Origin of the sequence: Kineococcus halophytocola, from assembly GCF_041276425.1 — a bacterium.
Taxonomy (GTDB): Bacteria; Actinomycetota; Actinomycetes; order Actinomycetales; family Kineococcaceae; genus Kineococcus; species Kineococcus halophytocola.
In genome coordinates this window covers 77,452-100,086 of sequence record NZ_JBGFTU010000016.1, presented here as the reverse complement: position 1 = coordinate 100,086, position 22,635 = coordinate 77,452, and the positions used below count along the sequence as shown (strand labels likewise).

Here is a 22,635-nt window from a genome sequence, read left to right as displayed (position 1 = left end):
CACAGTCGGCATCCTGCCACGGCCTCCCACCGGGAGCCGGTCGGCCGTCGCCGCGGACCCGGCCGCGGGCTCAGTCCGTGCCCGCCAGCACCTGCTGGGGGACCCGCAGCCGTCGCGTGGGGGAGGAGGCCGCCCAGTCGGCCACGGGCCAGCGGGAGGCGCGCGCGACGCGGAACAGCGGCACGTCGGGGGAGACGGCCGTCGGGTTGCCGACGGTCTTCAGCAGCGGTAGGTCGACGTGGGAGTCGGCGTAGGCGTAGCTGGCGGCCAGGTTGGCGCCCTCGACCTCGGCGTAGCGGCGCAGCCAGGCGGCGCGGGCCTCGCCCACCAGCGGCGGGGAGGTCAGGAAGCCGTTGGCCAGGCGCCGCTCCTCGGCGCTCACCTCGTCCAGCTCGGTGCACACCACCTCGTCGAACAGCCCGGCGAGCGGGCGCGTCACCTGCCGCACGTCACCGGTCATGAGGATCGTGCGGTGCCCGGCGTCGCGGTGGGCCTGGATGCGGCGCAGCGCGTCGGAGGAGATCTGCTGCAGGAAGGCCGGGGCGAAGACGTCGTCGACGTAGGCCTCCAGGGCGTCCAGGTCGACCCCGGCGTAGCCGCGGAACAGCGAGCGCAGGAAGCTGCCCCGGTCGCGGCGCTCGGCGGCGATCCAGCCGGGCAGGTTGCGCATGATCCGGCCGAACTCGGCGATGCGGGCGGGGGCGTCCAGGGACGACAGCCGCAGCGTGAGGTAGGAGTCGACGACCGTGCCCGGCAGGAGCGTCCCGGCCAGGTCGAAGACGGCCAGCACGGGCGCGGAGCCCTCGGCGACCGGCCGCAGCTCGCGCGGGCCGCTGGCGGCGGCCTGCGTGCGGCGGCGGCGGATCTCGTCGTACTTGCGCATCTGCGCGGTGACGCTCGGGCAGTGCGACTCGAGCCAGTAGTGGTCCCAGTCGACCTCGGAGGTGTCGAAGCCCCACATCTCGACGTCGGCCGGGTCCAGGGACCGGTGCAGCGCGAGGGTCCGGTCGTCGACGAAGCGCAGCTCGGCCTCGGTGTAGGCCTTGTACAGGTCCATGTACCGGCGGGCGAACTCGATCTGGCGGCGCGCCTTGTCGAGCTTGTGCGAGACGTCGCGCACCTTCGCCGAGCGCGGGGCGAGGGCCAGGACGCGGTTGCCGGCCCCGGTCAGCAGCTCACCGGCGCGCACCTTGCGCTCCACGGCGCGCCCGCCGGGGAACTCCCACGTCGGCAGGACGGCCGGGGAGGTGTCGAAGGGGTGCTTCGTGAAGTACTCGCGGATGAACTCGTACACGTCCCGGAACGTCAGCGGGTTCCGGCTGCCTGAGCTCACGTGGTAGTAGGCCGGCTGCGACAGCGGCGGCGGCGTCGCGGAGGCCTTGAGGACGGCGTTGACGACGTGGTCGATCGGCACGACGTCGATGACGGAGTCCGGGGCGGCCGGGAACTCGGTCAGCTCACCGCGCCCGTAGGCCAGGATGATCGGCTCGGCCATCTTGAAGCCCTCGATCCAGCCCGGGTGCGGGTGCTTGACCGCGGACTCCACGATGCTCGGGCGCAGGATCGTCGTCGGGAGCACGGGGGCGGCGATCTCCTCGACCAGCCGCTCGCCCATGGCCTTGGTGAACGTGTAGCAGTCCGTCCAGCCCAGGGTGCGGGCGCGTTCCTTGCCGGCGGCCTTCTGCTGCGCGGTGACCCACGCGACGCGGCGTTCCTCGGCGCCGGCGGCCACGCTCAGCGGGCCGGCCCGGCCGTGGTCGCGCTCGGCGGCGCGCAGGAACTCCTTCAGGCGGCCCTCCAGGCGGGAGTCCTCCTCGATGCGCGCGGCCAGCCGCAGCCCGGACTCGGTCTCGGTGCGCCAGTCGACCCGGTGCTCCACGGCCCGCTCGGGCACGGCCCCGCGCCGGCGGCCGCCGACGTAGGCGGTGGAGACGTGGACGTAGTGCACGGCGCGACCGCCGCGCTCGGCGGCCTCCAGCGTGCGCTCGACGAGGGCGCGGGTGCCGGTGACGTTGGTGGTGAAGGCGTCCTGGATGAGCGGGTCGAAGGAGACGTCCCCGGCGCAGTGCACGACGACGTCGATGTCGGTGGGCAGCTCGGGCACGGTCGACAGGTCCCCCTCCAGGGCCTGCACGCGCGTCGCGAGCAACTCGTCGGCCTCGCCCGCGGCGCGGAAGATCGGCTTGCGCAGCACCGACCGGAGCCGGTCGGCGCCGCTCTGCCCGGGCTTGGGGCGCACCAGCGCCACGGCGGTCGTGCCCGGCAGGTCGACGAGCAGGCGCTGCAGCAGCGCCTCACCGATGAAGCCCGTCACCCCGGTGAGGAGGAACCGCTTGCCGTCGAGCTGCTCAGCCAATCGCACGCGGAGGATCCTGCCACGGATGCGGGGCCCCTCCGCGCGTGCCGGTTCCGGGCCGCGTCCGCCCCGGCGAGCGTCCGCACCCGATCCTCACCCCTGTGCCACGCTCAGCGGGTCCACAGGACGCTCGACCGCGAGGAGGCGGCGATGAGCCGGTTGCAGTCCGATGCCCCCGAGGTGACGCGCAGGCGTCCCTCGCCCCGTTCCGTCGTCGTGTGGACGGCCGTCGCCGTCGTCGGCGCGCTGTGCTGGACGGTGCTGGCGCTGTCGCGGGGGGAGTCCGTCAACGCGCTGTGGGTGCTGTTCGCGGCGCTCGCCTCCTACGCCATCGCCTACCGCTTCTACTCGAGGTTCATCACGTACCGCGTGCTGCGCGCCGACGACCGGCGCGCGACCCCGGCGGAGAGGTACGAGAACGGCGTCGACTTCGAGGTCACCGACCGGCGCGTCCTGTTCGGCCACCACTTCGCGGCCATCGCCGGCGCCGGCCCGCTGGTCGGGCCCGTGCTCGCCGCCCAGATGGGCTACCTGCCCGGCACGATCTGGATCGTCGTCGGGGTGATCTTCGCCGGAGCGGTCCAGGACCTCACCGTGCTGTTCTTCTCGATGCGCCGCGGCGGCAAGAGCCTGGGGCAGATGGTGCGCGAGGAGATCGGCCTCGTCGGCGGGATCGCCGCGCTCGTCGCCGTCTTCGCCATCATGATCATCATCCTGGCGGTGCTCGCGCTCATCGTCGTCAACGCGCTCGCCGAGTCCCCCTGGGGCGTCTTCTCCATCGCGCTGACCATCCCCATCGCCCTCTTCATGGGCGTCTACCTGCGGTTCCTGCGGCCCGGCCGCGTGCTGGAGGCCACCGCGCTCGGTGTCGTGCTCCTCCTGCTGGCCATCGTCGGCGGCGGGTACGTGGAGAGCTGGGGCCTGGCGGAGTCGCTGACCCTGTCGCCCGAGACGCTCGTCGTGGCCCTCGTCGTCTACGGCTTCGTCGCCTCCGTCCTGCCGGTGTGGCTGCTGCTGACCCCGCGCGACTACCTGTCCACCTTCATGAAGATCGGCGTCATCGCCCTGCTGGCCGTCAGCCTCGTCGTCGCCCGGCCCGTGCTGGCCAACGAGGCCGTCACGTCCTTCGCCCGGGAGGGCAACGGGCCCGTCTTCGCCGGTTCGCTGTTCCCGTTCGTCTTCATCACCATCGCCTGCGGGGCGCTGTCGGGGTTCCACGCCCTCATCTCCTCCGGCACGACGCCGAAGATGGTGGCCAAGGAGCGCCAGGTCCGGCTCATCGGCTACGGCGGGATGCTCATGGAGAGCTTCGTCGCGATCAGCGCGCTCATCGCCGCCTCGGTCATCGACCAGGGCCTGTACTTCGCGGTGAACTCCCCGGCCGGGGCGACGGGCGGCACCGTCGAGACGGCGGCGAGCTTCGTCTCCGGGCTCGGTTTCACGGCCACCCCCGAGACGCTCGCGGCCGCCGCGCAGGCCGTCGGCGAGGAGTCCGTCGTGTCCCGCACGGGCGGAGCGCCGGCGCTCGCCCTGGGCATCTCCCAGGTCTTCCACGAGGCGTTCGGCGGTGGGCTGCAGGCGTTCTGGTACCACTTCGCGATCATGTTCGAGGCCCTGTTCATCCTCACCGCCGTCGACGCCGGCACCCGCGTCGGGCGGTTCATGCTCCAGGACACCCTCGGCAACGTCTGGGGGAAGTTCGGCGACCTGTCCTGGCGGCCGGGCAACCTCATCGCCAGCGCCGTCGTCGTCGGCGCGTGGGGGTACTTCCTGTACACCGGTGTCACCGACCCCCTGGGCGGCATCAACCAGCTGTTCCCGCTCTTCGGCATCGCCAACCAGCTCCTCGCCGCGATCGCCCTGACGCTCGTGACGACGCTGCTCGTCAAGCACGGCCGCGTCCGCTACGCCTGGGTCACCGCCGTCCCCCTCGTCTGGGACCTCGTCACGACGATGACCGCCAGCTACCAGAAGGTGTTCTCCGACAACCCGGCCATCGGCTACTTCGCCCAGCGCGCCCGGTACGCCGACGCGCTCGCCACGGGCGAGCTGCTGGCCCCCGCCAGGGACGCCGCGCAGATGCAGCAGGTCGTGACGAACTCGACCGTCAACGGCGTCCTGCAGTCGGTGTTCGCCCTCCTCGTGATCGTCGTCGCCGCCAACGCGGCCGTCGTCGTCGCCCGCGCCCTGCGCGCCGGGCAGCTGCCCACGACCGAGGAACCCGCCGTGCCGTCCGCGCTGGTGGAACCGGCCGGGATCGTCGTCACGGCCCGCGAGCGCGCCGAGCTCGACGCCCTGCGCGCCGAGATCGGCGTGAGGACGGGGGCGGACCGGTGAGAGGGGTCCTGCCCGCCGTGTGGTCGGGACTGCGCTGGGCCCACCGCCAGGTCGACGGCCAGGACCGGTGGGAGGCGCACCTGCGCCGGTGCGCTGAGCACGGCCACCCGCCCGGCAGCCGGGCCGACTTCGAGCGCCGGCGCGCCGACGCGAAGGCCGCCGTGCCGGGCGGTCGCTGCTGCTGAGCACCCGGTGAACCGATCGCGGCGCTCGCGCGTTCACCCGGGGACGACGTCGCCGGCCCCGGGCCGGACCCCGACCCGAGACGGAGCTGAGACGTGGAGTTCGACAGCCGGTGGCCGGGCCGTCACGATCTGAGGGTGAGCGCCAGGCAACGATCCGCCAGGCACCCGCGGTTCCGCACCACCGTCGTGGCGCACCGCAGGGTCGCCGCCGGGACGTCCGCCCTGGCCCGCGACACCGCCTACGTGCACCTGCACGCCGGGGCGGCGCTCGCCGACGCGGTCCTCGGGGTGGACGCGGTGCGCGAGCTCGACAGCCGCCGCACCCTCGTCGCCGGCTGACCCGCCGTGGTCGAGATGTCGCGGGAGGAGTTCGAGGAGGCCGTCGCGGACGCGCTCGACCGCGTCCCGGCGGAGCTCGCCCGGGCGATGGACAACGTGGTGGTGCTCGTCGAGGACGACCCGCCGGAGGGTTTTGGGCAGGACCTCCTCGGGCTGTACGAGGGAACCCCGCTGACCGAACGCGACGGCTGGTGGGCCGCCGGGGCCCTGCCGGACCGCATCACGATCTACCGCCGGCCGACGCTGGCGATCGCCCGCGACCGCGAGGAGGTCGTCGCCGAGGTCGGGATCACCGTCGTGCACGAGATCGCGCACCACTTCGGCATCGACGACGCCCGGCTGCACGAGCTGGGCTGGGCCTAACGCTTCCGGGCGCTCGCCTTCGCGGCGTTGTGGGCGATGGCCGCGCGCACCAGGTCGGCGAACCCCTCCTCGTCGAGGACGTCCCCCTCGGCGAACTCCACGGACCGGCGCTGGTTGCCGCCCAGCTCCCCGTTGAACAACCCCTTCGGGTCCTCCAGCGAGGCGCCCCAGAGGAACCCCATCTTCACCTTGCTCTTGAACACGCCTCCGACGATGAACGTGCCGTGCCGGGACCACACGGGCGCGCCCATGTACTTCCACTCCTCGACGATCTCGTCGTCGACGGCGAGGATCGTCCGTCGGCACGCGGCGAGCACCTCACCGCGCCAGTCGGGGTGCTTCTCGACCAGTTCGTCGATGTGCTGGGAGGCGGTCAGGTCGACGTCGGCCACCCCGGCAGGCTACCTGGAATCAGCGACCTCCCGGCAGGGTTGGGGACTGGTGTGAACATCGACCTGCTGAGCTTCGAGATGGCCCGCGACGCCTTCGACGAGCGCCGGTTCACCGACGCCGTCCGGTCGCTGGAACCCCTGGTGCAGCGCCACCCCGACGACCGGTCGGTGCGCGAACTGCTGGCCCGCAGCTACTTCGGCGCCGCGATGCTGGGCAAGGCGGAGGAGCAGGCCCGCGACCTGGTGCGGCGCAGCCCCTCCGACGCCTACGCCCACCTGCTGCTGTCGCGGTCGCTGGAACGGCAGAGCCGCCACGACGAGGCCCGCGGGCACCGCGTCATGGCGCACGTCCTCGGCGCGGAGGTCTGACCCCGGTCCGGCGGCCCGGGCTCAGACCAGGTCGACGAGGTCACCGATCCCGTCGACGACCTGGAACGGCTGGAACGGGAACCGGCGGACCTGGTCGCGCTTGGTCGAGCCGGTGAGGACGAGGAACGTCCGCAACCCGGCCTCGATGCCCGCGACGACGTCGGTGTCCATCCGGTCCCCGATCATCGCGGTGGTCTCCGAGTGCGCCTCGATCCGGTTCATCGCCGACCGGAACATCATCGGGTTGGGTTTGCCGACGAAGTACGGTTCGGCGCCCGTGGCCCGCGTGATGAGCGCCGCCACCGATCCCGTCGCCGGCAGCGACCCCTCCTTGGAGGGGCCGGTGGCGTCGGGGTTGGTGGCGATGAACCGGGACCCGGCCTCCACGAGCCGGATGGCCTTGGTGATGGCCTCGAAGGAGTAGGTCCGGGTCTCCCCGAGGACGACGTAGTCGGGGTCGGTGTCCGTCATCGTGTACCCGGCCTCGTACAGCGCCGTCGTGAGGCCGGACTCGCCGATGACGTAGGCCGAACCCCCCGGCAACTGCCGGGCCAGGAAGTCGGCCGTGGCCAGCGCCGACGTCCAGATGTTCTGCTCGGGGACCTCGATGCCGCTGCGGGACAACCGGGCCGAGAGGTCGCGGGGGGTGAAGATCGAGTTGTTGGTCAGGACGAGGAACCGTCGGCTGGCGTCGGCCAGCCGTTGCAGGAACTCGGCCGCGCCGGGCAGGGCGTGGTCCTCGTGCACGAGGACGCCGTCCATGTCGGTCAGCCAGCACTCGATGCCGTTCGCGTCGCTCATCTCGTTGCCCTCCACCGCTCCACCCTCGATCCCGATCCTCGCGCCCGGTCGGTCCGGGCGGTCCTCAGCCCGGCCTCAGCCCGGCAGGCCGGCCAGGACGGCCGCCGACCCGGACAACCCCAGCCGGGTCGCCCCGGCGTCCAGCAGCGCCGAGGCCAGCTCGGTCGTCCGGATGCCGCCGCTGGCCTTGATGCCCAGCCGGCCGCCGACGGCCGCGTGCATGACCTCGACCGCGTGCACCGTCGCACCCCCGGTCGGGTGGAAACCCGTCGACGTCTTGACGAAGTCGGCGCCCGCGTCCTCGGCCGCGCGGCAGACGGCGGTCAGGACGTCGTCGGGCAGCGCCGCGGACTCGACGATGACCTTGAGGACCGTCGGCGCGGGCGCGGCGGTGCGCACGGCCGCGATGTCGTCGCGGACGGCGTCGATCTCCCCGGCCAGGGCCGCGCCGACGTCGATGACCATGTCCACCTCGTCCGCCCCGGCCTGCACGGCCGCGGCGGCCTCGGCCGCCTTCACGGCGCTGGTGTGCTTGCCGGAGGGGAACCCGCACACGGTCGCGACGACGAGCTCACCGGTGTCGGCCAGCGGCAGCATCGTGGGGGACACGCACACGGCGAGGACGCCGAGCTCGCGGGCCTCGGCGACGAGGGCCGCGGCGTCCGCGGGGGTCGCCTCCGGCTTCAGGAGCGTGTGGTCCACGAGGCGGGCGACGTCGGTGCGGGTGCGAGGGCTCACGCGGGGAGTCTGCCACCTGGCGTGCTCCGCGCGGCGCGTCGGTTCGCTCAGGCCCGGCGGTACCGGCGTCTGCGGTTGCGGGGTGGGGCGGTGGCGACGACCCGGCCGTCGGCGATGAGCTCGTTGAGGTACCGGGTGACCATGACCCGGCCCAGCCCGAGGGCGGCGGCGAGCTCGGTGACGTGGTGCTCGCGCCCGTCGGCGAGGAGGGCGAGCACCTCGTCCGGGCGCGACACCGGCCCAGCCGGGGCGTCCCGACGGGGCTCGGGGGGCGCGGCGGCGATCTCGTAGCGGACGTGCTGCGGGTCGGGGACCCGAGCGAGCAGTCCGCGCTCGGCGAGGTCGCTGATGGTCTCGCGGACGCTCTTGGGGAGTCCCCCGGTGGCCCGTTTCGCCTCGATCGTGGCGCTCTCGCCGTGGCGGCGCAGGACGGTCAAGGCGGTGAGGACGTCCTCGGTGCTGGGCATCGAGCCTCCGGTGGGTCGACTCGACATGCTACTCACATGCAACTTCATCGTCCTTTCATGCTCGTCGATGTGCATGAACCGTCGTGACGTGTGCTGTGAGCGCCACCCGCCCGGCGGCGCCGTGTCGTCCCGGCTGACGACGCTCGATCACCACGTGGCGTTGAGCAGTGGGGGTGCGGGCACCGTGAGCGGTCTGGGCAGCTTCGTGTGGGGGACCGCGGACCAGCTCCCGACACAGGTCCGCACGCCGCGAGCTCGAGTTCGGCCCACCTCCGAGCACGACGTGATCCGCCTCGTCGCTGACCCGGACGGGTCGATGGTGGACCTGCCGGCCCGTGGTCCCTGCTGCTCCGCCCGGTCGACTCCTCACTCAGGAGCGTGCCGGCCAGCCGTCATCGCCTCGAGCCGTTCGCGCGTCTCCTCATCCGTCGAGTAGAGGACGGTCCCGACCATCCCGCGGGTCAGCAGCACCTTGTAGACGTTGCGGACCAGGCGGTCGAACTCCGCGTCGCTCACCTTCTTCGCACTCCGGAAGTCGGGGTCCCGGTTGGCCGCGCGGACGCTGCGGAACCCCCCGTCCCGCCACACCAGGTCCGGTCCGATGATCACGCCGCTCCAGTCGTACTCGAAACCCTGCGCGGTGTAGACGCACCCGACCTGGCCGAAACCGCCGTCCTGGGTCGCCCACAGCGCGGCCGCTGGCGCCTCGCCGACGGGTCGGTCGCCCTTGACGTTCCACGGGCGCTCCCAGTCGCCGATGACGACGTCCGTGCGCAGCGTCCCCTCCGGTGTCGGATCGCTCCAGGGCCAGCAGTAGCCGGCACTCATCCGCGCGGAGTACCCCTCGGTCCGTTTCGCGGCGAGGAACGCCTCCATCTCGTGCGGACTGCTCGCGACGACCACCTCGAACTTCTCGTCACCCGCCCAGTCCCGCGGGCCGGTGTCATCGAGCCCCAGGAGCCGCTGCACCCACCGCACGTACTCGGCGCTGCCGCCGCACCGGAACTGGGCGTCCAGCGGGACCGTCACCACGTCCAGGCCGAGTCGTTCGGCGTGACGACTGATCTCCTCCAGTGAGCCCAGCTCACCGGGTCGCACCACCTGGTGCTGGTCCAGGAGGAACACGGGGACGCGTGCGGCGGCGATGAGCTCGTCGATCTGCGGCCTCCCGGTCCGCAGTTCTGCCCGCGTGTAGCGGTCGACGGACGTCTCCCGGATCCGGTGGGCCTCGTCGAGGATGAGGACGTCGAGGTCGTTGGGTTCGGCGGTCGTGAACTGGTTGAAGTACTTGAACATCGACTGCACCCGCCGAGACCGGTACCCGGCCACCTTCCGCAGTGTCTGCGTGAAGGACTTCGAGCCGGTCGCGTGCAGGACGGCGCTGCCCTTCCGGGACAACTCCCCGAGCAGAGACAGGGCGATGACGCTCTTGCCGCTCCCCGGACCGCCGGTCACCACGATGATCCTCTTGCCGTTGCCGGCCTTGGCCTGCTTCACCTGGTGCACGACCAGGTCGACGGCCTCCTGCTGCTCGCCCACGAGGTGGAACCGCTCCCGGTCGCGGATCTCGTCGGCCGCCACCGCGAGCAGCTGCCGCGACGGGGCCACTTTCGAGCCCAGCAGTTCGTCCGCGGCGGGTCCGCCCGAGGTCCCCGGCGCCAGCCGCGAACACAGGTAGGACTGGAAGGCGTCGCGGTCGGCGCCGGTGAACAGGCGTCCCGAGCGGCTCATCTCGTAGTCCTGGAGGTCCGCGACCGCGCCCGGCCGGGTCGCGTTGTGCAGGTACGCGACTCCCGCGACCGCTTCCGGAGCGAACTCCAGCGCCCGGGTGAAGTCCAGGAGGTAGTCGACGTACCCCCGGACCTGACGCACGGGGTGGAGCTTGGGCGGGCCGGGCATCCCCGGTACCACCACCAGGTCGGGGTTGCCCTCGAAGCGGTGCGCGGAGCTCCACTGCTTCAACTCGACCACGACGTAGGAGGGGTTCCCCGTCGTGGGGTGAACACCGGCCAGCACCACGTCGGCGCGCTTCGAGGTCAGCGGCAGGGAGTGCTCCAGCAGCACCTCCACGTCGCCGAGACCGGCGACGACCAGGTCGGTCACCAGCACCGGCAGGCTCGCCCTCCAGGAGGCCACCTCGCTGGGGCTGGGTCCGTGGCCCGCCGTGTGGAACAGCTGCTCCATCAGGGTCTCCACGACGGACCCCGAGGGCAGCTCGTCCTGCAGTTGGGCAGCGGTGCGACGGACCAACGACACGGGACATCTCCAGGGCAGCACGAATGTTCGTGCGGGTGGAGGTCTGTCCTGTGCCCGGTGATCCGGGCGGCGGATGCCTGTCGGGCCGCGTCGCCCAGGCTAGCTGGGCCCGTCAGGACGGCGGTGACGGCGTGGCGGCTCGAACGGGGGGATCTCCAGGGGCCACCGGGCGCCGTGATGTCCTCCACGCAGCGGAGCGCCGAGGCCCGTTGCTCTCACGCACCCGGCGCGACGCACCGAACCGTCAGTCGGGCAGACGCGGGGCCATGACGGTGCTGCTGGAGAACGACGTCCTGCGTACGCAGGCCGGCGCCGACACCGAGATCGTCGATCTCTCCTCCAGCGATCCGCGGCCTGGTCCTTCGTCGTGTCCCGCACCTCGGACTCGGACGCCCTCGCAACCGTCAGCAGCGTGTGTACCAGGCTGGCGGGCAGCGTCTCGGCCCGCGGTGGTGGTCCTCCACGACCGGGGACGGCCCCCTCGGTCACGCACCTCCGGAACACCGGCTCGGAGACGTCGAGCTGATCGCGCAGGACGTGTGCCCAGCGGCTCGCCCCGTACGTGGGCCGGTCGACAGCACCACCCGGACCCGCTCGCGCACGTACCGGACGCCGAGGTTCGACGAGTCCTCCGACACGACCCGCCGGGGCACTCACCGAGTGGCCCGACCCGACGAGGGGCGGTGGCCCTCGTGCCCGGCGGTTAGGCTCGGAGCCGTGGTGAGCATCCCAGGCCTGAAGTCCCGCACGAGCGCCCAGGACGAGGCAGCCGGCCGTTCGACCCGCCGCCTCACCGGCTGGGGCCGCACGGCCCCGACGACGGCCACCGTCCTGCACACCGCCGACCTCGACGTCATCGCCGAGGCGGTCCGCACCGCCGGTCCGCGCGGCGTCATCGCCCGCGGCCTCGGTCGCTCCTACGGCGACTCCGCGCAGAACGCCGGCGGTCTCGTCGTCGACATGACGGCCCTGAACCGCATCCACCACATCGACGTCGACGCGGCCGTCGCCGACGTGGACGCCGGGTGCTCCCTCGACACGCTGCTGCGCGCCGTCGTCCCGCACGGCCTGTGGGTGCCCGTCCTGCCCGGCACCCGGCAGGTCACCGTCGGTGGCGCCATCGGCGCCGACATCCACGGCGGCAACCACCACACCCAGGGCACCTTCACCCGGCACGTGCTGTCGATGGACCTGCTGACCGCCGACGGGCAGATCCGCACGCTGACGCCCGACGGTCCCGAGCGCGAGCTGTTCCTGGCCACGACCGCGGGCATGGGCCTGACGGGCATCGTCCTGCGCGCGAAGATCCGCCTGGACCGGGTGGAGACGTCCTACTTCATCGCCGACGTCGAGCAGGCCACCGACTTCGACGACATGCTCGAACGGCTGCAGCACAACGACGAGAACTACACGTACTCCAAGACGTGGTTCGACTCGGTGACCAAGGGCCAGCACATGGGCCGCGGGTTCCTGCTGCGCGGGTCCTCGGCCAAGCTGTCCGACCTGCCGCCGGAGCTGCGCAAGGACCCGCTGAAGTTCGACGCGCCCCAGCTCGCGACGTTCCCCGACGTCTTCCCGCCCGGCATGCTCAACACCCTCACGGCCAAGGCGCTGAACGAGGTCTACTACCGCAAGTCCAAGACCAAGTCCGGTGTGGTGCAGAACATCACGCAGTTCTACCACCTGCTCGACCTGTTCGCGGACTGGAACCGGGCCTACGGTCCGCGGGGTTTCCTGCAGTACCAGTTCGTCGTCCCGTTCGAGCGGGCCGACCTGCTGCGCGCGAGCATGGAGGCCATCGTCGACTCCGGCCACATCTCCGCGCTCAACGTCCTCAAGCGCTTCGGCGACGGCAACGACGCGCCCCTGTCGTTCCCGCAGCGCGGGTACACCCTCGCGGTCGACCTGCCCGTGAAGAAGGGCCTGGACCAGCTCTGCGACCTGCTCGACGAGATGGTCCTGGACGCCGGGGGCCGGCTGTACCTGGCCAAGGACTCGCGCACGACGGCCGACCGGTTCGCCCGCATGTACCCCGAGCTGCCGGCCTGGCGGAAGGTCCGCGACGCGGTCGACCCCGAGCGCAAGTTCGCCTCCGACCAGGCGCGGCGTCTGCAGCTCGTGACCGGCTGAGGGACCCGCCGCCCGCGGGAGCTGTCAGGGTTCTGTCAGGATCCCTCCAGGGGTCAAGGTGGGGGTGCGCCCTGCCGACACCTCGGTGAGGCCCCGGCAGGGGCGCGGTGCGGAAGGCGGTGGTGACGCTGGTGGCTGACCTGACGCTGGAGCCTGCCCCCGGCGCGGCACCCGTTCCCGCGGCGCTCGCGGCCGTGCACGCGGACCTGGCCGACCTCGACGACCTCGTGGGCCGCGACCCGGCCCCGGCGGCGGCCCGCGCCCGGGACATCGCCGCGCGGGCCGCCGCGCTCGGCGACGTCGTCAGCCTCGCCCTGGCCCGGGTCGGGGAGGCCGAGGCCGTGCAACGGGCCGGTGACCCCGCCGGCGCCGCCGACATCGTCACCCGCCTGCTCCAGGAGGTCGACGCGGGCACCCGCGGAGCCGAGGCCACGGCCCGCGCCTCGTGGGTGCTGTGCCGGGTCTTCCGGGACCTCGGGGACCGCTCCACCGCCCTCGAGCACGCCCTCGACGCCGTCGCGGTCTGCACCGAGGCGGTTCCCCGCCGCGTGCGCATCCGGGTCCTGCTCATGGTCGCCGACCTGCTCGACGAGCTCGGCGGGGTCGAGGACGCCCGCACCTGGTACCGGCGGGCCGAGGAGCTCGCGGTGGGGGACGGGACGCTGCACCTGCGCGTCGTGAACAACCGCGCCTACTCCGAACTGGACCGCGGGGACGCGGAGGCGGCCCGGCGCGAGCTCGACCTGCTGGACCGGCTCGGCGTCCAGTACGGGCTGCCCCTGAACGCGAACATCCTCGACACCGTCGCCCGGGTCCAGCTCCTGTGCGGGGAGCTGGCCGAGGCCGAGGCCTCCGCCCGCGCGGCCGTCGCGACGAGCGCGGCCATGGACGCCAAGAACGCCGACGACGAGCCCGTCTACCTGCTGACGCTGGCGATCGTGCTGCGCTCGCGCGGCGACGCGTCGGCGGCCGCCGAGGTCCTGGCCCAGGCCCGGGCGGCCTGCACGGGGGCCGGTTTCCGGACGGTGCGGGCCCAGTTGCTCGCCGAGCAGGCCGAGGTGCACGCGGCGCTGGGGGACCACCGCGCCGCCTTCGAGACGCACAAGGAGTTCTACGCCGCCGACCGCGAACTGCTCTCGGAGCAGCGCGAGGCCCAGGCCCGGGCCCGGCAGGCGATGTTCGAGACGGACGTGGCGCGGGCCGAGGCGGCCCGGTACCGCGAGGAGGCCCGGCGCGACGCGCTGACGGGTCTGCGCAACCGCCTGTTCGTCGACGAGAAGCTGCCGGCCCTCGTGGAGGAGTTCGCCCACGGCGGCCCGGCCGTGAGCGCGGTCCTGTTCGACCTCGACCACTTCAAGTCCGTGAACGACACGTTCTCCCACGAGGCCGGGGACGAGGTGCTGCGGCTCACGGCCGGGATCCTCGAACGGGTCGCGGCGGACGTCCCGCAGGGCTCGGCCTTCGCGGCCCGCCTCGGCGGGGAGGAGTTCCTGCTCGTCCTCACCGGTGGGGCCGAGGGGGTCGCCGCGGGGCTGGCCGAACGCGTGCGGCGCACCGTCGCCGGGTTCGACTGGTCCGGGGTCACCGCGGGCCGGGGGATCACCGTGAGCGCCGGGGTGGCCGTGCTCGCCGACGGCGGGGACAAGACGTCGTTGCTGTCGGCGGCCGACGCCCGCCTGTACGCCGCCAAGGCCGGCGGGCGGAACCAGGTGCGCGCCGGCTGACGCCCCTCACCAGCGGTCGGCCGACAGGCTCGCCGCGACCACGACCACGACCACGACCGCGCCGTGCGCGGCGGGCTGGGTCTGGAACCGCCCGACGGGCTTCCCGCGCCGGTCCACGGCCTCCACGACGTGCAGCGAGCCGAGCTGCTGGTGGCTCACCTCCCGCACGAGGACGGCGTCGAGGCCGCCGGCGCGGTCCACCCGTTCGCGCAGGACGTCCGCCTCCCCGGGCGGGAGGCGGGTGTCGACCCCCAGGTGCCGGCACGGCGCCCGCTCGTCGCGGTCGACGACGGCGTCCAGGGTTCCCCGGACGGTGTCCACCGGGTCGCCGTCCCCGCTGCCGCAGGGGCGGGTCAGGTGCCGACGACGAGCGGAACCGCCCCGGGGGGCAGGCGCAGCGCCCGCGGCACCAGGGCGGCCAGGTCAGCGGGAGCGGTGAGGACGCCGTGCGCCGGCATCGCGGCCACCTCGCTGAGCGACCACCACCCGAACCCGTGCAGGTCCTCGGCGCGCAACCGGTCGGCGTCGAACGCGCCGCGGGGGGTGAACGCGGCCGGGACCCGGACGAGGAAGACGTCCTCCAGGGCCCCGTCCCACCCGGGCGCCGCCCACGGCTCGAGCACCGTCCGCCGCCACACGTGCGGGCAGGCCGCCGGGTCGACGTCGAGGCCGGTCTCCTCCAGCAGTTCGCGCCGCAGCGCCGAGCGGACGTCCTCGGCGGGTTCGAGACCGCCGCCGGGCAGGGCCCGCACCCGCACCCCGCCCGGGTGGTGCTCGGCGAGGAGGACGTCCCGGTCCGGGGTGAGGACCAGGGCGCGCGCGGACCGCCGCAGCCTCACGCGGCGGGCAGCGGCACCGCGGTGCCGGTGACGACGATCCCCCCGGTGGGGGGAACGTCCACCGTCAGCAGCCCGGGCCGGCCGACGTGCCGGCCCTGGTGGACGAGCACGCGGGCCGGTGGCTGGATCAGGCCCAGCGCGCGCAGGTACCCGCCGAGGGCCGCCGCGGCCGACCCCGTCGCCGGGTCCTCGGTGAGCGTTCCGACGGGGAAGACGTTGCGGGTCTCGAACACCAGCGGTCCCCGGCGCAGGGCGACGGTCAGCGTCGCGGGCCAGCCGTTGTCGTCCAGCACCCGGCGGGCCCGGGCGGGGTCGAAGGTGAACCCGTCGAAGCGGTCGGCCTCGCGCAGGACCAGCAGGGGGTTCGGGTTGCCGGCCGCCGCCATCCGGGGCGGGCAGTCCTCGTCGAGGTCACCCGCGACGAGACCGAACAGGTCGAGGACCTCGGCGAGCTGGGCGTCCGTGAACTCCGCGACCGAGGGCTCGACGCTCGTGAACGACGCCCGCCCCGCGGCCACGCGGAGCGCCACCTCCCCGACGGCGGTCTCGACCGTGAACTCCCCGTCCCCGTGCCGGGCGGCCAGGGCCACGGCGGTCGCCACCGTGGCGTGCCCGCAGAACGGGACCTCGGCGCGGGGGGAGAAGTAGCGCACCACCACCCGGCGCTCGCCCGGCCGGGCCACGACGAACGCCGTCTCCGCGTACCCCACGTCGGCGGCGACGGCCAGCATCTGCGCGGCCGTCGCCCCCGCGGCGTCGAGCACGACCCCCGCGGGGTTCCCGCCGGCGGGATCGTCGGTGAAGGCGGCGTAGCGCAGGACGTCCACCCGCGCGACCCTACTGCGCTCCTCGATCCCCGAGCGGGCGGACGGGCGGACGAGGGCCTCAGCCCTTGAGCGCGCCCGCGGCGATGTTGGCGATGAAGTGCCGCGAGCCGATGAGGAAGATCCCGATGAGCGGGACGACGCTCACGACGGCGCCGGCCATGATCATCCCGTAGTCGGTCGTGTAGACCGAGTTCAGCTGCGCCAGCGCGGTCTGCAGCGTCTGCGTGCCGGGGTTGACCAGCACCACCAGCGGCCAGATGTAGTCGTTCCACGCCGTCACGAAGGTGAAGATGCCCAGGAACGCCAGGCCGCCGCGCAGCATGGGGATCGCGATCGACCACCAGGTGCGGAAGAACCCCGCGCCGTCCAGGGTCGCGGACTCGATGAGCTCGTCCGGGATCGAGGCCTGCGCGAACTGCCGGAGCAGGAAGATGCCGAACGCGTTGGCGGCGCCCGGGACGATGAGCGCCTGCAGCTGTCCCGTCCACCCCAGCTCGGACATGAGGACGAAGCTCGGGACGAGGGACAGGTTGCCCGGGACGAGGAACGTCACGAGCAGGACCACGAAGAGGACGTCCCGGCCGGGGAACCGGTACTTGGCGAACGCGAAGGCGGCCAGGGAGTCCAGCAGGACGACGAGCAGCGCGAGCGAGCCCGCCACGATGAACGAGTTGAGCATCGCCCCCAGCAGGTCGACGTTGGCGACGACGTTGCGCAGGTTCTCCAGCAGGTGCGTGCTCGGCAGCAGGTTCGGCGGGTAGCCGAAGATCTGCCCCGTCGTGCTCGTGGACATGACGAGCAGCCAGTAGAAGGGGAAGAGGGAGAGCAGGACGCCGACGAGGATGCAGCCGTGCGTGACGACGCGGCTGAGGACCCACTGCCGGCTGCGACGGGGCCGGGTGACGGCCAGGCGGTCCCGCTGGGCGCGGGACGTGCGGGTGAGTTCCGGTGCGCTCACCGGGCCACCTCCTTCGAGCGGCGGGGGGTCGTCCTGGACGCCGGTCGCGGTACCGCGTCGCGGTCGCGCAGCAGTCGCCAGTTGATGACGGCGAAGACGGCGGCGAGGGCGAACAGCGCCCACGCGATGGCCGAGCCGTACCCGAAGTCGAGCTGGGAGAACGACTGGTCGTACTGGTACAGGACGATCGTCATGCCGGCCTCGTTCACGCCGCCGACGGTGCCGTTGCCGTTGGCCGCGCCGAACAGGATCTGCGGTTCGGTGAAGAGCCCGAGGCCGCCGATGGTCGAGGTGATGACGGTGAAGAGGATGACCGGGCGCAGCATGGGGATGGTCACCGAGAAGAACGTCCGCCAGAACCCGGCGCCGTCCACCTTGGCGGCGTCGTACACGTCCTCCGGGACGGCCTGCAGCGCCGCGAGGTAGAGGATCGCGTTGTACCCGGTCCACCGCCAGATCACCATCACGGCGATCGTGATCTTGATGCCCCACTCGGTCGACAGCCAGGCGATCGTCGGCAGTCCCAGGGCGGTGAGGGTGGAGTTCACGATGCCGAAGCTGTCGGAGAAGATCGAGCCGAAGACGATGGCCATCGCGACCATGCTCGTCACGTTGGGCACGAAGAAGGCGACCCGGTAGAAGCCCTTCCAGCGGATGTTCTGGTGCAGCAGGAACGCCATGAGCAGGGCCAGGAACAGCATGGGGACCGTGGAGATGACCCAGATGATGAGCGTGTTCGAGACGGCGTTCCAGAACCGGGCGTCCTGCACGAGGTAGGCGTACTGCTGCAGCCCGACGAACGAGATGTCGCCGATGCCGTCCCAGTCGGTGAACGACAGGTAGACCGAGAAGAGGATCGGGAACGCGCCGAAGACGAGGAACAGCAGGTAGAAGGGGGAGATCGCGACGTACTGCGGCCAGGAGGAGCGCAGACCCCGGCGCCGGACCACCGGCCCGGCCTGCCGGCCCCCGGTGCCCCGCGCGGTGGTCGGGTGTTCGGCGACGGCCATCAGATCACTCCTCGCTTCTTCAGGATCTTGTCGACGGCTGCGACGGCGTCGTCCCAGGCCTGGTCGGGGTCCTTGCCGGCGGACTCGACGACCCGGAGCTGGTCGCGGAACGCCTCGACCTGCCGCTCGTAGGTGCTGATGAACGTCGTGGGGACGTTCTCGGCGGCGGTGCTGAAGAACGCCAGCGGGTCCTGGTCGCCGAAGAACCCGCCGGAGTCGGCCATGAGGCCGGAGGTGAACGCCGCGGGCGCGGAGGGGAAGAGCTGCACCTCGTTGTAGGACTGCGCCTGGTTCTCCGGCAGCGTGAGCCAGCGCGCGAAGGCCAGGGCCGCGGCCGGGTCCTTGCACGTCTTCGGGACGGCGAGGAAGGAACCCCCGGAGTTGCCGGGCAGGCCGGGCTGCTGCGCGATGCGCCACAGCCCGGCGAGGTCGGGGGCGGTGTCGGAGAGGACCTTCATCCACCACGCCCCCTCGATGTGGGCGCCGAGCTTGCCGGAGTTCCAGGCCGCGTTCTGCTCGTTCTCGACCTGCAGGTTGCGCGTCACCCCGGCCCGGACGGCCTTGACCGCGGTGTCCCACGCCTGGCGGATCGCCGAGTCCGGCCGGTGGAAGAGAGGTTCGTCGTCGGCGTCGAAGAAGCGTTCGGGGGAGGCGTTGACGAACTGGTTGAACAGCAGGACGGCGTTGCCGGCGAGGGCGACGTCGCTGGTCTCGCGCAGCTGCTGCCCGAAGGCGATCCAGTCGTCCCACGTGCGCACGGCGGCCGAGACCTCGTCCGGCTGGGAGGGCATCCCCGCGGCCTCGAACAGGTCGGCGCGGTAGAAGAAGCCGGTGGGGCCGGTGTCCATGGGGAAGAACAGGAAGCGCCCCGTCGGTGTCCGGCCGAGGTTCCACTTCCAGTCGTAGTAGTCGCCGGCGAACTCCTGGGCGCCGTAGTCGTCGAGGTCGACGAACTGGTCCTCGCTGGGGAAGTACAGCGCCGCGTTGGAGTTCACCGCGGTGATGTCGGGGACGTAGGCCCGGGCGGCGAACCCCGTGCGGAGCTTGTTGTCGAAGGAGCCGCCGATGACGTCGGCGCGCAGGTGCTTGGAGGTGCCGGGGATCTGCCGGGCCGCCTGCTGCAGCAGGCTCGGGGCCATCGAGCGGTTCCAGTACCAGAGGACGAGCTCGGCCGGGTCGCTGGAGATCGAGGTCTGGGAGCCGCAGCTGGCCAGCGCGGCGGTCAGCGGGATGCCGGCGGCTCCGGCCAGCCCGGCCCGCAGGACCGCGCGGCGGGAGGGGGTGGACCGGGGTCGATCCCCGGCCGGGATGACGTCAGGTGCAACCGAACCAGCCCACTCTCTTCGTCGAGACTGTCGAGCCGTGCTCCCGTGAGCGCTCACGGGGTGATAGGACGGTGCCACCGGCCAGGGAGGCTGTCAAGGCACGCGATGATGCGTGGCGGGTGCTGACCGGAGGGAGCGGGGCTGGGGTGACGACCGAGGAGGACGAACGCGTCCGGGGCCGGGTGGACGACAGGGGTCGTCGTGCCCGGCGCACCGCCGCGACCATCGAGGACGTCGCCGCGGCCGCGGGGGTCTCGCGGCAAACGGTGACGCGCGCGATGAACGACATGGAGGGCATCAGCGCCGCGACCAAGGCGCGAGTGCTGGCCGCGGCGAAGGAGCTGAACTACCGCCCCTCGCGCTTCGGACGGGGCCTGGCCCGGGCGACGCGCGACACCCTCGGGCTCGTCGTGTCCGACCTCGCCAACCCGTATTACCCGGAGTTCGCCGCGGCCACCGTCCGGTACGCGGGGCAGCTCGGCTGGAACGTCGTGCTCGTGGACACCGTCCACGCGACCGACCACCGGCGGCTGCTCGTCGACTTCGCCAGCCAGGTCGACGCCGTGCTGGGGTACCTCGGACCGAGCGAGCTGTGGGTGGACGCGCTGGCGGGCATGACCGTCGTGACGGTCGGCCCGGCACCGGACGAGCTGGCGGCCGGTGCCGCCGGGGTGCACGTCGTCCGGCTCGACCCGCGGGCGGCCCTGCGCGAGGCGGCCGCCCACCTGGCCCGCGTCGGCACCCGGACCGCCGTCGTCCTCGACGGCGACCACCCCGGCCGGACGAACGAGCGGGGCCGGCTCATCGCGTCCTCGCTGCAGGACGCCGGGATCGCCGTGGAGGTCCTCGCGGCCGGTGGGCAGGACGTCGGGGCGGCGCGGGCCGTCACGCTGCACCTGCTGGAGCGGGGACTGCCGGACGCCGTGTTCGCCTGGAACGACATCCTCGCCGTCGGGGCGCTCGCCACGCTCGTCGAGCGGGGGGTCTCGATGCCGGGGGACGTGCGGTTGGTCGGCATCGACGGGTTGTCCCTCGGCACCTTCGTCACCCCGCAGTTGACGACGCTGGCCGTCGACATGCACGAGGTGGCGCGCCAGGCCGTCGACCTCGCGGTGGGGGCGCTGAAGGACGCGGGGGGTGCGGCGCAGTCGCAGACGCGCCGGGTCGAGCACGTCTTCACCCCGCGCGGCACGGCCTGAACCCCTCGCGGTTCAGCGGCGGCGCAGGGTGTCGTGGCGCAGGACGGCGTGCACGCCCCACGTGCGGTTCGCGACCTGGGTGACGCGCAGGTCGGCGCAACTGCTGAGCAGGGCCAGCGCGGTCGGGCGGTCCAGGTCGTGCTCGGCGGCCACCCACGTGACGAGGTCCCCCAGCGCTGCGTCGGTGGCGGCGCCCAGGTCGGCGTCGAAGCCGAAGGTGATCCGTTCGGTCGGGGTGACGGCGTGGACGGTCGGCAGGGCCGGGGCCGGCACGACGGCGACCGACAGGTCCGTCGTCGTCGCGCACTCCACGGCCGTGCCGCACACCTCCCCGTCGCCCTGCGCGGCGTGCCCGTCGCCCAGGCACAGCAGCGCCCCGGGCACGTGGACGGGCAGGAACAGCGTCGAGCCCGCGACGAGGGAGCGGCAGTCGACGTTCCCGCCGTGACCGGGCCGCGGCGGGATGGTCGAGTGCCGTCCGGGGGCGGCCGGGGTCGTCCCGACGACGCCGAGGAACGGCGCGGTGTCGACCGTGAACCCGAGCTGGTTCGTGGCCGTCCCGGACCCGATGTCCCACAGCAGGTCCACGCGCCCGGTGGTGCCGAGCCGCCGGTTCAGCGGGGTGTCCACCCCTGCGACCGTCCAGCCCCAGCCGGCCGTCCGCACCGCGTGGATCGTCACCGCGACGACGTCGCCGGGTTCGGCACCGCGCACCGCGACCGGCCCGCTCAGGCAGTGCCCCTGCGCACCCTCGAGCAGGCGCGGGGTGGGGGCGCCGGGGTGCTCGGGGCGGCGGGTGAACCCGTGCGCGTCGAGGGCCTCGACGGTGAACCGCTCGCCGCTGTCCACGGTGAGCACGGGGGTGAGCGAGGGGTCGAAGGCGTCGGTCACGGTGCCGGCGGTGGGGCGCAGGACCTGCGGTTCGGGGAGCACGGGGGCGATCCTCTCCTCGCGCGGACCGGGGTTCACGCCGGGACGGTCGACTCCCGCACCACGAGCCGGGTGGGCAGCGCCGTCGTCCCCGCAGAGGGGTCGCCCCCCACGGCCCGCAGCAGCAGCTCCCCGGCCCGGCGCCCCAGGGCCCCCAGGCCGAGGTTGACCGTCGTCAGGGGCGGACGGGACGCCAGCGCGATGACGTCCCAGTCGTCGAACCCGACCACGGCGACGTCCTGCGGGACGCGGCGGCCGGCGTCCCGCAGCCCGTCGCACAGGCCGCGCGCGATCTGGTCGCTGCCGCAGGTCACGGCGTCCAGGTCGGGGTGGCGGCGCAGCAGCAGGTCAGCGGCCAGCCGTCCCCAGCGCTCGGTCCAGTCGCCGTGCAGGACGGGACCGGCGAACGTCTCCCCGGCCGTGCTCGCGGCGGCCTGCGCCCGGACCTGGGCGGCGTGGTGGTCGCCCGGGCCGGTGACGTGGGCGACGCGCCGCCGGCCGAGGTCCAGGACGTGCTGGACGGCCTCGGCGGCCCCGGTGGCCTGGTCGGGCACCAGCGAGGTGTCCTGCGGGTCCTGCGAGGGGGTGAACGCGTACAGGACCGGCACGTTCGCCGCCAGCGGTGGCCGGGGGTCGGTGCGCCGGCCCGTGACGATGATCCCGTCCACCCGTCGGGCCTGCAGCGCCCGCAGGTAGTGCTGCTCGCGCAGCGGGTCGTCGCGACTGTCGCACAGCAGGACGCTCATCTCCCCGGCCCCCAGGGCGTCCTCGGCCCCGAGCATGATGGGGATCGAGAAGCGGCCGAAGCTGTCGGTGGTGATGAGCCCGACGGTGTAGCTGCGCCCGGAGGACAGGCTCCGCCCGACCGGGTCGGGTGTGAAGCCGAGCTGCTCGGCCGCCCGGCGGACGCGGTCGCGCGTCTCGGTGCGCAGCTGGCCGGTCCCGTTGAGCGCCTTCGAGGCCGTGCCCGCTGAGACACCCGCCAGCGCAGCCACGTCGACGATCCGTACCGGAACAAGGCTTTCTGTCACGCTCCACCTCCCGACTCGTTGAGCAACAAGAGGATAACGCTGTCTTGACGAGACCGGAG

Annotated in this window: 22 protein-coding genes; 8 read left to right on the top strand and 14 right to left on the bottom strand. The window is 73.1% G+C overall.

Going from position 1 to position 22,635, the window contains the following annotated elements; translation table 11 throughout:
- Positions 1 to 70: 70 nt before the first annotated feature.
- On the bottom strand, positions 71 to 2,362 hold the full coding sequence (locus AB2L27_RS14480; RefSeq protein WP_370442185.1) for an SDR family oxidoreductase: 2,292 nt from the start codon (positions 2,360 to 2,362) through the stop codon (positions 71 to 73).
- A gap of 144 nt (positions 2,363 to 2,506) precedes the next feature.
- Between AB2L27_RS14480 and AB2L27_RS14475 the strand changes: the two genes are divergently transcribed.
- The 4 genes from AB2L27_RS14475 to AB2L27_RS14460 all read left to right on the top strand — a co-directional run bounded on the left by AB2L27_RS14475 (position 2,507) and on the right by AB2L27_RS14460 (position 5,580).
- Complete coding sequence (locus AB2L27_RS14475; protein ID WP_370442184.1) at positions 2,507 to 4,693, top strand: carbon starvation CstA family protein; 2,187 nt, start codon at positions 2,507 to 2,509, stop codon at positions 4,691 to 4,693.
- The gene (locus AB2L27_RS14470; RefSeq protein ID WP_370442183.1) at positions 4,690 to 4,878 is read left to right on the top strand and encodes a CstA-like transporter-associated (seleno)protein; all 189 of its coding nucleotides are present in this window, start codon (positions 4,690 to 4,692) and stop codon (positions 4,876 to 4,878) included. The genes AB2L27_RS14475 and AB2L27_RS14470 overlap by 4 nt, the downstream gene beginning before the upstream one ends.
- 135 nt (positions 4,879 to 5,013) lie before the next feature.
- On the top strand, positions 5,014 to 5,217 hold the full coding sequence (locus tag AB2L27_RS14465) for a hypothetical protein (RefSeq protein ID WP_370442182.1): 204 nt from the start codon (positions 5,014 to 5,016) through the stop codon (positions 5,215 to 5,217).
- A 15-nt stretch (positions 5,218 to 5,232) separates the two neighbouring features.
- A complete protein-coding gene (locus tag AB2L27_RS14460; RefSeq protein WP_370442201.1) occupies positions 5,233 to 5,580 on the top strand; it encodes a metallopeptidase family protein in 348 nt (115 codons plus the stop codon).
- Here the strand turns inward: AB2L27_RS14460 and AB2L27_RS14455 are convergent.
- Complete coding sequence (locus AB2L27_RS14455; protein ID WP_370442181.1) at positions 5,577 to 5,972, bottom strand: DUF1801 domain-containing protein; 396 nt, start codon at positions 5,970 to 5,972, stop codon at positions 5,577 to 5,579. The genes AB2L27_RS14460 and AB2L27_RS14455 overlap by 4 nt on opposite strands.
- Before the next feature lie 51 nt (positions 5,973 to 6,023).
- Here AB2L27_RS14455 and AB2L27_RS14450 point away from each other — a divergent pair, with 51 nt between their 5' ends.
- Positions 6,024 to 6,341: a tetratricopeptide repeat protein gene (locus AB2L27_RS14450; protein WP_370442180.1), complete on the top strand. Its 318-nt coding sequence runs from the start codon at positions 6,024 to 6,026 to the stop codon at positions 6,339 to 6,341.
- A 21-nt stretch (positions 6,342 to 6,362) separates the two neighbouring features.
- Here the strand turns inward: AB2L27_RS14450 and AB2L27_RS14445 are convergent, their stop codons facing one another.
- From AB2L27_RS14445 to AB2L27_RS14430, 4 genes are all read right to left on the bottom strand, one after another.
- A complete protein-coding gene (locus AB2L27_RS14445; protein ID WP_370442200.1) occupies positions 6,363 to 7,142 on the bottom strand; it encodes an HAD-IIA family hydrolase in 780 nt (259 codons plus the stop codon).
- Between the two features lie 75 nt (positions 7,143 to 7,217).
- Complete coding sequence (deoC, locus tag AB2L27_RS14440; protein WP_370442179.1) at positions 7,218 to 7,880, bottom strand: deoxyribose-phosphate aldolase; 663 nt, start codon at positions 7,878 to 7,880, stop codon at positions 7,218 to 7,220.
- 47 nt (positions 7,881 to 7,927) lie between these two features.
- A complete protein-coding gene (locus tag AB2L27_RS14435; RefSeq protein ID WP_370442178.1) occupies positions 7,928 to 8,347 on the bottom strand; it encodes a helix-turn-helix domain-containing protein in 420 nt (139 codons plus the stop codon).
- A 366-nt stretch (positions 8,348 to 8,713) separates the two neighbouring features.
- Positions 8,714 to 10,603 (bottom strand): DNA/RNA helicase domain-containing protein, encoded by a 1,890-nt coding sequence (locus AB2L27_RS14430; RefSeq protein ID WP_370442177.1) that lies wholly within the window; start codon positions 10,601 to 10,603, stop codon positions 8,714 to 8,716.
- A gap of 735 nt (positions 10,604 to 11,338) precedes the next feature.
- Between AB2L27_RS14430 and AB2L27_RS14425 the strand changes: the two genes are divergently transcribed.
- Positions 11,339 to 12,733 (top strand): FAD-binding protein, encoded by a 1,395-nt coding sequence (locus AB2L27_RS14425; RefSeq protein WP_370442199.1) that lies wholly within the window; start codon positions 11,339 to 11,341, stop codon positions 12,731 to 12,733.
- A 131-nt stretch (positions 12,734 to 12,864) separates the two neighbouring features.
- Positions 12,865 to 14,457, top strand: coding sequence for a GGDEF domain-containing protein (locus tag AB2L27_RS14420; RefSeq protein WP_370442176.1), 1,593 nt, complete (start codon positions 12,865 to 12,867; stop codon positions 14,455 to 14,457).
- Positions 14,458 to 14,463: 6 nt separating this feature from the next.
- Here the strand turns inward: AB2L27_RS14420 and AB2L27_RS14415 are convergent, their stop codons facing one another.
- Genes AB2L27_RS14415 through AB2L27_RS14390 form a run of 6 tightly spaced genes read right to left on the bottom strand, consistent with a single transcriptional unit; the run spans position 14,464 to position 19,473 of the window.
- On the bottom strand, positions 14,464 to 14,778 hold the full coding sequence (locus AB2L27_RS14415; RefSeq protein ID WP_370442175.1) for a hypothetical protein: 315 nt from the start codon (positions 14,776 to 14,778) through the stop codon (positions 14,464 to 14,466).
- Between the two features lie 32 nt (positions 14,779 to 14,810).
- A complete protein-coding gene (locus AB2L27_RS14410; RefSeq protein ID WP_370442174.1) occupies positions 14,811 to 15,296 on the bottom strand; it encodes an NUDIX domain-containing protein in 486 nt (161 codons plus the stop codon).
- Positions 15,293 to 16,123: a PhzF family phenazine biosynthesis protein gene (locus AB2L27_RS14405; protein WP_370442173.1), complete on the bottom strand. Its 831-nt coding sequence runs from the start codon at positions 16,121 to 16,123 to the stop codon at positions 15,293 to 15,295. Before AB2L27_RS14405 ends, AB2L27_RS14410 begins: the two co-directional genes overlap by 4 nt.
- Positions 16,124 to 16,181: 58 nt before the next feature.
- Positions 16,182 to 17,081, bottom strand: a complete 900-nt coding sequence (locus AB2L27_RS14400) for a carbohydrate ABC transporter permease (RefSeq protein WP_370442172.1) — start codon at positions 17,079 to 17,081, stop codon at positions 16,182 to 16,184.
- Complete coding sequence (locus tag AB2L27_RS14395) at positions 17,078 to 18,091, bottom strand: carbohydrate ABC transporter permease (RefSeq protein WP_370442171.1); 1,014 nt, start codon at positions 18,089 to 18,091, stop codon at positions 17,078 to 17,080. Before AB2L27_RS14395 ends, AB2L27_RS14400 begins: the two co-directional genes overlap by 4 nt.
- Positions 18,091 to 19,473: an ABC transporter substrate-binding protein gene (locus AB2L27_RS14390; RefSeq protein ID WP_370442170.1), complete on the bottom strand. Its 1,383-nt coding sequence runs from the start codon at positions 19,471 to 19,473 to the stop codon at positions 18,091 to 18,093. Before AB2L27_RS14390 ends, AB2L27_RS14395 begins: the two co-directional genes overlap by 1 nt.
- Positions 19,474 to 19,562: 89 nt before the next feature.
- On the opposite strand from AB2L27_RS14390, the gene AB2L27_RS14385 reads away from it, so the two are divergent.
- Positions 19,563 to 20,615: a LacI family DNA-binding transcriptional regulator gene (locus AB2L27_RS14385; protein WP_370442169.1), complete on the top strand. Its 1,053-nt coding sequence runs from the start codon at positions 19,563 to 19,565 to the stop codon at positions 20,613 to 20,615.
- Between the two features lie 12 nt (positions 20,616 to 20,627).
- On the opposite strand, the gene AB2L27_RS14380 is transcribed toward AB2L27_RS14385, so the two are convergent.
- Positions 20,628 to 21,584 (bottom strand): acetamidase/formamidase family protein, encoded by a 957-nt coding sequence (locus tag AB2L27_RS14380; RefSeq protein ID WP_370442168.1) that lies wholly within the window; start codon positions 21,582 to 21,584, stop codon positions 20,628 to 20,630.
- Positions 21,581 to 22,540 (bottom strand): LacI family DNA-binding transcriptional regulator, encoded by a 960-nt coding sequence (locus tag AB2L27_RS14375; RefSeq protein ID WP_370442167.1) that lies wholly within the window; start codon positions 22,538 to 22,540, stop codon positions 21,581 to 21,583. The genes AB2L27_RS14380 and AB2L27_RS14375 overlap by 4 nt, the downstream gene beginning before the upstream one ends.
- Positions 22,541 to 22,635: the final 95 nt, after the last annotated feature.